Below are 13512 nucleotides of genomic sequence, written 5' to 3' on the forward strand. Positions count from 1 at the left end.
TTTACGACAGCATTTTTATACATATTATTCCAAAATGTGTCAGGCATCAGCAATGAAAAGGTCAGTCCCTCGGTATTTTAAAGCTATTACTTCTACCGTTGAACTGACCAAGTTTCTATTTTTTAATAAAAAGTTTATCAAACTATTTAAATATTTCGTATCTATGAGGCAGCAGAATCTTCCCCATGCTTCACTGGTTCGACGACCACGCAGCAGGAGGTGTCGCCGATGACGTTGACGGAGGTGCGGAACATGTCGAGGATGCGGTCGATTCCGGCGACTAGGGCGATGCCTTCTAGCGGCAGATTGACGGCGGCTAGTGTCATGGTTAGCATGATGAGTCCCGCGCCTGGTACGCCTGCTGCGCCGATGGATGCTAATGTTCCGACCAATACGACCATTAAGATTTGTGAGAATGTTAGATTGATGCCGAAGTATTGGGCGACAAACATCACGGCAATACCTTGATAGATAGCCGTTCCATCCATATTGATCGTGGCCCCTAGTGGTAATACGAAGCTGCTTGTTTTATTGGAAATACCCAGATTTTCTTGGACATTCTTCATTGTAATCGGCAATGTTCCAGAGCTGCTGCAGGTCGAAAACGCAACTGAAGCTGCAGGAAAAATGCCTTTAAAAAAGCGAATCGGGCTCATTTTTCCTAATGTCTTAACAGCGATCGTGTAAGTTATTCCGACATGGACGATACAGGCAACCACCATGGCCATGATCACTTTCATCAACGGGAGCAGGACGGATGCCCCATAACTTCCAACGACAGGTGCTAATAGGCCAAAAACCCCGAGTGGAACTAACACCATAATCATTGAGGTAATTTTATACATCACTTCGGCAAAGCCTTCGAAGAATACTTGGACAGGCTTTGCTTTTTCCCCTACTACTGTAATACCGATTCCGAGAAAAATCGCAAAGAAGATAATTTGCAGCACTGCACCATTGGTCATCGCCTCGATTGGATTGGTTGGGATGATATTTAAAAATGTCGCAATAACACCTTCTGTTTCTTTCGCATCGACCTTTGCGCCATCAAGCGTTAGGCCGGTACCGGTGCCTGGTTGAAAAATAAATCCCGCTAGTAAACCAATAATAATAGCGATAAAAGTTGTGATTAAATAATAGGAAATCGTTTTACCGCCTAAACGGCCAAGCTGATTGATATCACCAGCGCTTGTAACTCCGACCACAAGGCTAGAAAGAATTAATGGAACGATGATAAACTTAATTAATCGTAAAAATAAATCACCAAGCGGTTGGACAACCGAAGCTTTTTCCCCAAAAATAACTCCAACGATGATGGCAAGGATAAAAGCTGCAATAATTTGAACTACCAAATTCTTCTTCATTCGATATCCCCCTCTCAAATCTTCAAATGATTAATTGGGTCGATGAATCTGATCCTCTCGGCTTAAAATTGGTACGTTCACTTCGATGGTATCAGGATATTTAATGCCTGCTCCCGTATTTAAAACAACAACTCGTTCATCGGGACCAATCCACCCATTCTTACGGAGAGTGCGGGCGGCCGCAAAAGCAGCAGCACCCTCAGGACAGATGAAAGCGCCTTCACAAACAGCTGCCGTTTTTAGTTCTTGCATGATCAATTCATCGCTAACTGAAATAGCACAGCCGTTACTTTGTTTAATGGCATCCAAAATTAAAAAGTCCCCTAAGGCTTTGGCCACATTAATTCCGAACGCAATTGTTGACGGATTTTCCCACGGTTCGGCACTGGTTCCTCCTTCCTCCCAGGCTTTTACAATCGGTGCGCAGCCTTCTGCCTGGACGGCCACCAAACGAGGCATTTTTTCAGAATCAATCCAGCCAAGCGTTTGCAATTCCCTTAAAGCCTTAAAGATTCCGATTAAGCCCACACCTCCGCCTGTTGGGTAAAGGATGACATCCGGAACCTCCCAGTGGAATTGCTCGGCAATCTCCAGGCCCATCGTTTTCTTCCCTTCAATCCGGTAAGGTTCTTTTAATGTTGATGCATCAAAGAATCCGTAGTCAGCTACTGCCTGGCCGACAATTTTTCCGGCATCACCGATTAATCCATCGACAAGATAGAGCTCTGCACCTGCAGCAAGACATTCTTTTCGTGTTATTTCCGGAGCATCGAGAGGCATGACGATTGTCGATTGCAATCCAGCCCTCGCGCAATATAGTGACCAAGCCGCACCAGCATTCCCGTTTGTCGGCATTGCGATCCGTTCGACTCCGAGCTCCTTTGCCTTCGATACACCTACAGCAGCCCCGCGTGATTTAAAAGAACCGGAAGGAATCAACCCTTCATCCTTCATATAAAGATTTTGGAGACCCATGTCCGTTCCAAGTGTGCTCATTTTAAGCATCGGGGTCATCCCTTCTCCTAAAGACACTACATTTTTCTCATCTATGACAGGAAGCAGTTCATGATAACGCCACAAATCCGGGGAGCGCTCCTTCAACACATCAGCATGGAAATCCCTCTTCAATTCCTCCATATCATAAGCTACTAAAAGCGGCGAACCACACTGACACAACTGATGCCGGTCTTGTACACCATACGTACAGTCACACTTCGGACAAAACAAATGCGACACATAACTATATTTCACTATTACACCTCCCTTCACATAAAATACGGGGACGGTTCTCGTGTTTCACATCCAACACGCAAACCGTCCCTGTGCTGCATTATATGTATCTTTCATTTATTTTAGAACTTAATAGAAAAGGCTGAGCGAAATCCTCCGTGACAGGAGGCTTCACCCAGCCTTTTTTTGACTCCTATTTATCTGATTCAAACCCTCGTTCAAAATGATTCATGTCGGTTAATTCAATAATATACTCGAAATTAATGATAGAATTTTGAATGTTCTCTTGTTCTTCTGGTGAAAGGTTAGGATTCTTTGCTTTTTTCATTAATTTCAATTTAGTTTCCTCTAATTGATCTTTTACTTCACGATAGTCCACGTCAAAATCCCCTTTCTGTAATGATGTTTATAATTTTCAATTCAAATGATCCATTATGCTGGCAATGCTGAAATCGTTTTCCTTCTATACTTTTATTATAATAAAGAAACCCCGCAATGACCGGGGAATATGTGATAATATTATGAATTTAATAGTAGCCTTTTGATAATGGAAAAAAGGACAGTCCTTATGCATCGTGAGTGATTCATAAGGACCGTCCCCATGTTTCATTACCAACGGGCGGTAAGCATTTTGCGTCTTGTGTAGAATTCTACTCCATCTGGGCCGTTTGCGTGGAGGTCTCCGTAGAAGGAGTTTTTCCAGCCTGAGAATGGGAAGAAGGCCATTGGGGCTGGGACGCCGATATTGACGCCAAGCATACCGACTTCAATGTTTTCTCGGAAATAGCGGACCGCGCTGCCGCTTTGTGTAAATAGGCAGGAACCATTCCCAAAGTCGGATTGATTCGTCACCTCTACGGCCTCTTCCAAACTATTAACGCGAACAATCGATAGAACCGGTGCAAAAATTTCTTCCTTCCAAATTCTCATCGACGGCTTCACATGGTCAAAAATAGTAGGTCCGATAAAGTAGCCGTTCTCTTGACAGGCTTCATCTTTACGGCCGTCGCGGATCAATGTCGCCCCTTCTTTTTCACCAACTTCAATGTATTGCGCCGTTCTCTTTTTATTCTCTTCCCGAATTACTGGGCCTAAAAAGACATTTTCATCTAAACCATTACCAATGATAATTTCGTCAGCTTTTTCATTCAGCTTCCTAATCAGTGGTTCTGCCACATCACCTACAGCTACTACCACAGAGCAGGCCATGCATCTTTCTCCCGCGGAACCATAAGCAGCCCCGATGATTTCCTTCACAGCAGTATCTAAATCAGCATCAGGCATAACAATGGTGTGATTTTTCGCGCCGGCTAACGCTTGAACCCTCTTACCGTTTGCGGCTGCAGTTTTATAAACATGTTCCGCTACCGGCTGGGAACCGACAAAGGAAATGGCCGGTACATCTTTATGTTCCAATAAACCGTTTACTACATCATGGGCTCCATGAACAATATTTAAGACACCATCAGGCAGCCCGGCCTCTTTAAATAATTCGGCTAGACGATTGGCGAGAATCGGTGTTCTTTCAGATGGCTTTAGGATAAACGTGTTTCCGCAGGCAATAGCAAGAGGGAACATCCAGCATGGCACCATCATCGGGAAGTTGAATGGTGTAATCCCGCCGATTACGCCAACGGGATAGCGGTACATGCCTGATTCCATATCTGTTGCGATATCAGGCAGCTGTCGCCCCATCATTAACGACGGTGCTCCAGCAGCAAACTCCACACATTCAATTCCGCGCTGGACTTCACCATATGCCTCTTTAAAGCTTTTCCCGTTTTCTTGAGTGATTAATTTCGCCAATTCATCCCAATTGTCTACCAGCAATTGCTGATATTTAAAGAGAATACGAGACCGCTTTGGCACCGGAGTTTTGCTCCACGTTTTATAAGCCGCTTTGGCGACCTGAACCGCTGCATCTAGATCCTCACGGGTGGATAATGGAACCTGAGCTAGCTCTTCACCCGTTGCTGGATTCGGTACCGATTCAAATTTTTCCGTCTTTGCCTCCACCCACTCCCCATTAATGAAATTTTTCAATACTGTAGTAGTAGTTGCTGTCATGATTGCAAACCCCTTTCTTATTTTGTTTAAAAAATTGACCCTTAATGCTGAACAATAGCAAGTTGGTACCATTCAAAAGATAAATACTGGTTAATACGCTTGTTTATGCCTTAAAATGATCGATTCGTTGTTGCAGCTTGGATGAGCTGGAAAACTGAGCGTTCCAATTTTTATTTGCCCACATTACACCTTCGTTTCCTTTAAAAACTGATAATGGTAACAAGTATGATATAACTCAACTAATTCGCTATGTGTTGGTATGCGTGGATTGTTTCCCGGACTGCCGCTGGCAATGGCGTCTACCGCCATTTTTTCGACAACCCTTTCAAATTCTTCCTGGTCAATTCCCCAGCCTTTTAAATTAGGAATACTCAATTTCCGGCATAGTTCCTTTACCGAGCAGACAGCGATTTCCGCTGCTTTCTCATTTGTAAGAGTTCTACTCTCTGGATCAAAAATCCTGCCCATATCGGCTAACCGGTCAATACAAGCTTCTTTACTAAACTCTAACACCGCGGGCAGCAGCATCGCGTTGGAAATGCCGTGCGGTACATGAAACAAGGCGCCAATCGGGCGGGACATTCCATGAACGAGACAAACCGACGCATTTGAAAAGGCCATTCCCGCCTGCAGTGACCCCAAGGACATCGCTTCACGAGCATCGATATTTTCGCCGTCATGATAGGCAGTCAGTAAATTAGCCACTATTAATTTCATAGCTGACAATGCCAAAGTATCGGTCATGGGGTGAGCTTTTCTAGAAAGATAAGCCTCAATCGCATGGCTAAGGGCATCAACTCCGGTTGCGGATGTTACACTTTTTGGTGAGGTGACCGTCAACAAAGGATCAACAATTGCCACTTCAGGCATAAAGGCTGGCTGCTTGATCATCATTTTGACATCATTTGTTGTATTCGTTATAACCGTAGCATCCGTTGCTTCTGAGCCTGTGCCTGCTGTTGTTGGAATCGAAATATGTGGGATTGGCGGGTTCTCAACCATTTTCTTCTCTCCCATGTAATCTCCAACATATCCCCCATTGGTAGCAACGACCGCAATAGATTTTGCTGTATCAATACAGCTTCCTCCGCCTAATGATATGACTAAATCACAATTCTCCTGTTTAAAAAGTGCAAGGGCTTCAGCTACGTAAACATCGGTCGGTTCTGAATTAACACCAAGATATACAACAGAGTTTACGCCAGTATTCCGCAGAAGATTTCGGCAATTCTCAATATACCCTAAGTCTTCCATGATTTTATCACTGACAATAAGTGCTTTCTTACCTCTTGATGCTGCTTCCTTTCCTATATTTTTGAAAGCACTCCTGCCATAAAAAATAGATTTTGGTGTCCGAAATACAGCAAAATTTTGCAATTCTACCCCCACCCCTTATAATTCTTGTCACTTATTTAAATTGCAAGAATTGTGCCAAAAGGTAAAAGGTTTATTATCAGCCTGTTTTTACGTTCATATGTAGATTTCTCACTACAAGTGTAGATTTTATGTAGTGTAGTCACTACACAAATAACAGCACAATACATTGAATTAATAGATTTCATGTCTTTTCAATTTTTGATAAAGAGTAGTCCGGTGGATACCAAGAATTTCGGCTGCTTTCGATTTGTTTCCACCTGCATTCTTCAACGCTTTTAAAATCATTTCCTTTTCTTTTCTGCTGCCTTCCATCTTAGCTTCTTGGATTAATGTTGGCGCAACAATTTGTGGTATTCGCTGCTCTATTTTTCTCGCACCCGGCCCTTTCATCGGAATTGGTAAATGCTCTAAATCTATTACCTGCTCATCCACAAGGGTTACCAATCTTTCAATTGTATTGACTAACTCCCTAATATTCCCCCGCCATGAATAGTCGATAAATGCTGTAACCGCTGCTTGTGTTAATGATTTAACCTTTATTTGATAACGATCACAAATTTCCTTCATATAATGAGCTATTAAAATAGGAATATCCTTTTTACGCTCTCTTAACGGCGGCAGCATTAGCTGGATAATATTTAAACGATAATATAAATCCTCACGAAATTGACCATTATCGACCATTTCTTTCAAGTCTCGGTTCGTAGCCCCAATGATTCTTACATTGATAGAATATTTCTTTATTCCTCCAACACGTTCAACTTCTTTTTCCTGCAGAACGCGCAACAGCTTTGTTTGCATAATTAGCGGCAATTCACCAATTTCATCCAAAAATATCGTACCGTTATTCGCTAGTTCAAATTTACCGGGTTTCCCGCCTTTTTTAGCACCTGTAAAGGCACCATCATCGTAACCAAACAGCTCTGATTCGAATAAATTATCGGGTATTGCGCCGCAGTTTACGCTAATAAACGGCCCCTTTGAAAAAGGACTTAAGTTGTGAATGCTTTTGGCAAACATTTCTTTCCCTGTACCGCTCTCGCCCATGATTAAAACGGTGGCGGCTGTTCTTGCTGCTCTTCTTGCCATCCGCTTAACATGTGAGATTTCTTCACTCGTCCCAATAATTTGATCCAGTGTCAAACGGCTGTCCTTTTCTTGTTTGAGGGATAAAAGTTCTTTATTAGGCTGCTTTTGATGATTATTTTCCAACAACTTTTCATATATTTTATATACTTCGGTAACGCCTTCAAAAATAAGCATTCCAATCGCCCCAACAACACGCGCCTCTCGCCAGATGGGAATACGGTGCACAACCATATCTTCACCATGGATGGTTTGCAGGACACCCCGAGCTGGAATACCAGTTTTGACAGTCAGATGAAGCTGCGTATTTTCAATGACTTCGGTAACGTGCCTTCCAATGGCTTCCTCTCGTTTGATACCGATAAATCGACAGTAGGCTTCATTAAATTCCTGAAGGATGCCATTTTCATCTACAACTGCAATGCCTTCATAAGCACTCTCAAGGATCGCCTCCAAGGCTTCAGCTGAGTTTTGTTTTTGTTCTAATTGGTAAAGATATTTTGAAAACCCATCTAGAATATCCCGCCTTGTTAAGACTCCAACAAGAATCCCTCGATCATCAACCACAGGCAAGTGGTCAAATGGCAGAGAATAAACTTGTAAAATAGAATCGTTTTGACGGATCTTCGTAATATTTCGTAGTAAAATACTGCTTGCCATTTGCTCACCATTTATTCCATTTACATAGCTATTTAATAATTTTCGGATCGTAATCATCCCTAAAAACTGATGATACCGATCAAGCATTGGCAGACAATCAACCCGCAGTATCTCCATCTTCTGGGCAACTTCCCGAATCAGCTCCCCCTCCAAAACATAATAAGGACTAGGAGTCATCCAATTCTTCACCTGCAGCACCTCAGCAAAACGCTCCCCCAAAATGATCCTCCTCTCTTGAAGCATAGGGACGGTTCTTCTGCTTCATAGGATGAAGCGGAGGAACCGTCCCTCTGTTTTATCTATTTCCTTTGAAATTAACGCCAATCGCGGCGCCGTTGCGGCTGGAGTCAGCTACTCCCTTAAAGCTGCCATTTTCCTGATCGATTAGAATGCTTTGAACATTTCCGATATCTACTGGGCTTGTTCCAAATTTATGGCCCATGGAATTAAGTTTTTTTAGAACATCTGCAGGAACACCTGATTCAAAGCGGTAAGAACTTAAGCTGTTTGTGTAAATTCGGGGTTCCTCTACTGCCGCCTTAAGCTCCATATCATACTCAATGGCATATAGAATCGTCTGAAGTACAGATGTGATAATAGTCGCGCCGCCTGGTGATCCAACGGTTAATACCGGTTTGTCATCCTTAAAGACAATCGTCGGCGTCATACTGCTTAATGGACGTTTATTCGGCTGGACCTCATTTGCGCCCCCTGGAACAGCATCAAAGTCTGTTAATTCATTATTTAACATAAAGCCATATCCCGGCACCATAATTCCCGTACCAAATAATTGTTCAATCGTCGTTGTATAAGAAACAACATTTCCCCAGCGGTCTGCTACCGTGAAATGAGTTGTTTCACCATACTTATTATTTTCGGGTTGCTTCGTCAGCTGATAATTTGCAGTAGTAGATTCATATTTCCAAGGGTCGCCAGCCTTAGGAGTGTTGTTCACACTTGTTAAACTAATCAGCTTTTGACGCTCCTTGATGTAATCTGGATGTAATAACCCTTTAATCGGCACATTGACAAATTCCGGGTCACCTGCATATGCAGCACGGTCTGCGTAAGCAAAATGCATCGTTTCTGCAAGTAGATGATATTTTTCCCAGGATTTCACATCGTATTGTGATAGATTATAATCATCCAAAATCTTCAGCATTTGTAATAGGAATACACCGCCTGAGCTTGGCGGAGGCATGCTAGCAATCTGGTAACCTTGATAATCGCCCCAGATTGGCTTATCAATTGTTACGCCATATTTGTTTAAATCGGCCGTTGTCATCGAACCGCCAAATTTTTGAACGGTATCGGCAATGGCTTTAGAAATCTGCCCGTTGTAAAATGCGTCAGCACCTTTCGCACGAATCAGTTTAAAGGTGTTTGCCAAATCCTTTTGAACAAGGAGATCTCCTTCCTTCAATGGCTTTCCATTTGGAAGAAAGACGTCCTTTGCTGCTGATTTTGCAAGCTTGTCTTTGTTGTCTTCAATCGCATTGGCCAGCACAGATTCAATTGGGAAGCCTTTATCGGCAAGCTTAACCGCCGGGCCAATCAGCTGCTGCATTGGGCGGGTTCCCCATTTTTCCAGAGCTGTTTCAAGTCCCTTTAATGTTCCCGGAACACCAACTGCTTTACCACTTTCCACCCGCACATCAAAAGGAATGGCTTTTCCGTTTTTGTCTAAAAACATATCTGGTGTTGCTCCTTGTGGTGCACGCTCCCGGCTATTAATGATTGTAGTATCCTTTGTCTTTCCATCATACACCATCATAAATCCGCCGCCGCCAATACCGGACATCATCGGTTCGACAACGTTTAGAGCGAATTGAATCGCCACTGCCGCGTCAATTGCATTTCCACCGGTTCTTAGCACTTCAGCCCCAATTTCAGATGCCAGCGGATGAGCAGTTGCTACCATCCCATCTTTTCCAACCGCTACCTGACTGTACTTTCCGTAATCTACCTCTTTCCCTTTAGCAAACGTACTAAAAGGCAGTGTTCCGAAAATTAATAGAACACTAAACAAAACTAAGAAACTAGCCTTCCCGGTTCTTTTCAACCCTATCTCCTCCTCAAAATAGATTGTTCTATTTTATTTTACCAAAATGGCGGAAGAGTCGGAAAATTATTACTATAATTCCTAATTTTTGATCCAAATTTACTAGACTATGTATAGATAAGCAGTTCTTTTACTTCATTTAAGAGCAAAAACAGAGGGGTGAATATCATCCCTCTGTCTTATCAAGTGCCCTATTTTACTCTAGCAAAGCCAAATCCTGAAGCAATGTCGTCTCCTGTTGCTGCACTGTAGCCGCCTTTGATGTCATATAGTTTGGCTCTTCTTTGCAGTTCCGTGCGAAGCTGAGTATTTGTCCAGGATGGATAGGATGACCAGATTTTTGCCGCTAAACCTGCCACGTGCGGAGTAGCCATCGACGTTCCGCTGATGGTATTATAATTTCCATCGTACCAAGTGGAAAGAATGTTGCTGCCCGGTGCTGAAATTTCCACATCACGTTCTTGAATAATATAGTCCCCAGCCGTCGCGGAGTTACCACGTGAAGAGTAGTTAGCTACACGATACGTTCCATTTTGCTGGACATTTTCTAAAGCCGCTACTGCGATCGCATTTTTCAAGGCCCCAGGATATTCAATCGTATTATTGGCATATCCGCTGTTACCAGCAGCTGCCACAACCAGAGCTCCTTTGCTATAAGCATAATCTACAGCACTCGCAATCATACTGTCTTTTCCACTTGAACCAAGCGACATGGAAATAACAACCTTTGTACCCGTTCTTACACCTTCATCCGCCGCATGCCGGATTGCGCCGGCAATATCATCGGAATAGCCGGATCCCCTGTCATTTAACACCTTGTATGCCCAAAGTTTCGCTTGAGGTGCTACTCCATAAATCCCTAAATTATCCGATGCCCCGTGAGCAAGAGCGGTCCCGGCTACATGCGTACCATGTCCATTACGGTCCGTACATGTACCATTAACCATGGAATAAGAAGTTTGTGAAAAATCTTTACATTGTTCCCCGCTTCCGGCTAAATCGTAATGATTAATGTAAACGCCTGTGTCTAAAACGGCAATCTTAATACTAGCGCCACCGGAGGTACTAGTAAGGTTGGCATCGTTATAAATGGCTTTAATTCCCCATGGAGTTCTAGTTTCAGGAAGGGCGGCAGTCACTGTTTTTCCAGCCTTTGCTTCCGACCTGTTCTCCATCTGATCTAACTGAACCTCTGGAACCTTTTCTATCGTTAAATTTTTGTTTTTCGATAAAGCTTGAAACTGTTTAGCATTTACAGTCGTTGTAAAGCCCTCATTCCCAAAATCCCAGCGTGTGCCGTAAGTTTGCTTAGCTTTCCCTCTTTCGGCACTCGGTCCTTTAATAATGACACGAAATGCTTCATTAGCATTTTGCCCTTCAGCAAAAGCCCCGGTGGCAAACAATGACACCACCATTAAAACTCCCAGTAATGCAGAACCTAACTTCTTAACCTTCTTCATTCCTCTTCCCCTCTCTGTTATATGTAGCAGCCATTTGACTGCACTACTCATGTTTATTGGGGATTCATTCTTTTATGAATGCGTTTACATCACTGGGAGTTGGGAAAATTTTCGTTAAAGTTACCTGCTTAAAAATACAAAAAAGAGACAAAAACTGTAGCACTTAAGCTCAGTTTTGTCTCTTATGTCTAAGGGAAGGCGTTCTTTATGATGCATGAGAACCGTCCCCGTGTTTCATTATTGATTCACTGATTCTACATAAACAAATAAATCACCGTAGTATTTTTGGACTTTAATAATGGTTATACCGTGGGTTTCTAGTAGTTTAATTGTGTTTCGATTTAAGCAGCAGCCATCACAAATTTTTTTCCAAAATGGTGTCAGCATCTCTTGAAGGGATGCTAGAAAGCGATTTTTCATTTTTACATGTTCAAAAAGAAGAATTTTCCCGCCAGGTTTGCATACTCTTTTCATTTCCATTATCGCCTTTTCCGGATTAGGAATAGTACAAAAGACAAGTGTTGCCACAATTGTATCAAAGTGCCCGTCTTCAAAAGGCAAAGCTTCCGCACTTGCCTTAACGACTTCAATCGGAACTTTAGATTGATTGATTTTTGAAAAAGACTGCTCCATCATATGCTCGCTCGGTTCCACGGCGGTTACTTTGTCAGCAGTTCGATAAAAAGGAAAATTCACCCCAGTCCCCGAACCCAATTCAAGAACCCGCCCTGTCGCATTCGATAATAGTTCTATCCGTATCCTCTTAAACTTCCTTTTTTCCAACGGTCTCATAAAAAAATCATACCAAAACGCAAAATGTCGATGCACTAAACTCCATCCCTTATCCTTGACGAAACATGGGTAGTTTTTTTGTCTCATCTTTGAAATTAACTTCTACTTTATTATAAGAGCAGTACTTAGATATGCAAAGTGATTCAAAATTATAAACACAAGGCTTTATCCATCTTTGGCAAAATCTCTACTAAGGTTATTTAAAGTATGAAGCCTTCCTGAAAACAAAAATAAATCACTGTAGTTATTTATTACATACTCTTCAATAATCGTAAACCCTTCATGAAATTGGTTCACCAAATAATGGGTGTACTTTTCATCCCAGTCAAATTGATTGATTCTACGCAGTTCATCTGCAATGATTTGAAATTTAAAATCCTCCATGATCAGCTTTATTTGATACACCTTTTGAGGATTGGAGTGAAAGCTGTTTTTATTTTCATGACTTTTCCGAACATACTTTATAAAATCAGCAATATTTTCCGCCAGCAGGTTCGCTTTTTGCATTTCAAAGTTCATACATCTCTCCTCCTGTTTAATCACCGGTTCTTTAAGAAGAGTGTATGATTTAAAACTCTATGATAAAACTCCCCTTAAATTCTTGTGGAATATGAGACAAGCGAACCGCATCCATCATCTATTTTTTGTCATGGATAATTTTTTCTATTTGGAGCATGACCGATAGGACGTGGAGGAATGCTTCGTGCTGGGTTGCATTTTTTGAATGTTTTTCATAATGGTGATGAAAGCAGCTGGCAATGGCTTCTCGTGCTTCATAATTAAAGCGATAAAAATCACTGATTGGGAAATATAATGAACCGCCCAGCGGCATGAGCGTCCCGACGGCAATCTCGCCTTTCTTGGGAGGAACTAATTTTAAGTCCGGTACTATTATTTCAAGCGTTTGTTGGTTTAAAATATCAACAGCGATAAAGTAGCGTTCATTAACTTTAGTCCCAATAAAATAAAATTTCGGCACCATTCTTACGCACTCCCTAAGCCATGAATCAAAAAATGGACGGTTTCTCAAAGTAAAATGATGATCAGCAATATAGTCTTCCATACAGTTTCTGCCACTTTTCTCAGTCGCTTCGTAAAATAGTTTCCACCAAAACAAATTGTCAAGGAGGTTCTTCTGCTTTTCAAGCTGCGGTTTAATATCATCGATAAATTCCTGCAAAATATCCAGATTTTCATCATCATAATATTGGTCTAATGCATAGGCCTTAAAATCTGGAAAAACCTCGGTCACCATGATTTCACGTAACTCTTCTGATACGGGATAATCCCTCCGAAACCGTTTGGCAGTCATATCCGATTGAATTAATTCAAAAACCGTATCTTGCTTTTTCATCCATACACCAATCCTTTCAAACTCCGTCTAAATTATATGTAAAAGCCGGTAAGACATAGA

At 42.2% G+C, this 13512-nt stretch carries 11 protein-coding genes; all 11 read right to left on the minus strand.

Going from position 1 to position 13512, the window contains the following annotated elements; translation table 11 throughout:
• Positions 1–161: 161 nt before the first annotated feature.
• On the minus strand, positions 162–1364 hold the full coding sequence (locus tag A6749_RS25365) for a dicarboxylate/amino acid:cation symporter (RefSeq protein ID WP_066399128.1): 1203 nt from the start codon (positions 1362–1364) through the stop codon (positions 162–164).
• Positions 1365–1394: 30 nt separating this feature from the next.
• The gene (locus A6749_RS25370; protein ID WP_066399129.1) at positions 1395–2615 is read right to left on the minus strand and encodes a threonine synthase; all 1221 of its coding nucleotides are present in this window, start codon (positions 2613–2615) and stop codon (positions 1395–1397) included.
• 172 nt (positions 2616–2787) lie between these two features.
• Positions 2788–2973 (minus strand): DUF3896 family protein, encoded by a 186-nt coding sequence (locus A6749_RS25375; protein WP_066399139.1) that lies wholly within the window; start codon positions 2971–2973, stop codon positions 2788–2790.
• Between the two features lie 230 nt (positions 2974–3203).
• Positions 3204–4661: a CoA-acylating methylmalonate-semialdehyde dehydrogenase gene (locus A6749_RS25380; protein ID WP_066399142.1), complete on the minus strand. Its 1458-nt coding sequence runs from the start codon at positions 4659–4661 to the stop codon at positions 3204–3206.
• A 183-nt stretch (positions 4662–4844) separates the two neighbouring features.
• Positions 4845–6038, minus strand: a complete 1194-nt coding sequence (locus A6749_RS25385; RefSeq protein ID WP_066399145.1) for an iron-containing alcohol dehydrogenase — start codon at positions 6036–6038, stop codon at positions 4845–4847.
• Between the two features lie 171 nt (positions 6039–6209).
• Complete coding sequence (locus A6749_RS25390; RefSeq protein ID WP_407937541.1) at positions 6210–7961, minus strand: sigma 54-interacting transcriptional regulator; 1752 nt, start codon at positions 7959–7961, stop codon at positions 6210–6212.
• A 118-nt stretch (positions 7962–8079) separates the two neighbouring features.
• Complete coding sequence (gene ggt / locus A6749_RS25395) at positions 8080–9846, minus strand: gamma-glutamyltransferase (protein ID WP_066399158.1); 1767 nt, start codon at positions 9844–9846, stop codon at positions 8080–8082.
• 191 nt (positions 9847–10037) lie between these two features.
• Positions 10038–11306 (minus strand): S8 family peptidase, encoded by a 1269-nt coding sequence (locus A6749_RS25400; RefSeq protein WP_066399161.1) that lies wholly within the window; start codon positions 11304–11306, stop codon positions 10038–10040.
• Positions 11307–11543: 237 nt separating this feature from the next.
• A complete protein-coding gene (locus A6749_RS25405) occupies positions 11544–12134 on the minus strand; it encodes a class I SAM-dependent methyltransferase (RefSeq protein WP_236719732.1) in 591 nt (196 codons plus the stop codon).
• Positions 12135–12263: 129 nt separating this feature from the next.
• Complete coding sequence (locus A6749_RS25410) at positions 12264–12617, minus strand: hypothetical protein (protein WP_066399170.1); 354 nt, start codon at positions 12615–12617, stop codon at positions 12264–12266.
• Between the two features lie 118 nt (positions 12618–12735).
• Positions 12736–13452, minus strand: a complete 717-nt coding sequence (locus A6749_RS25415) for a hypothetical protein (protein WP_066399180.1) — start codon at positions 13450–13452, stop codon at positions 12736–12738.
• Positions 13453–13512: the final 60 nt, after the last annotated feature.

Source organism: Neobacillus mesonae (assembly GCF_001636315.1).
Lineage (GTDB): Bacteria > Bacillota > Bacilli > Bacillales > Cytobacillaceae > Neobacillus > Neobacillus mesonae.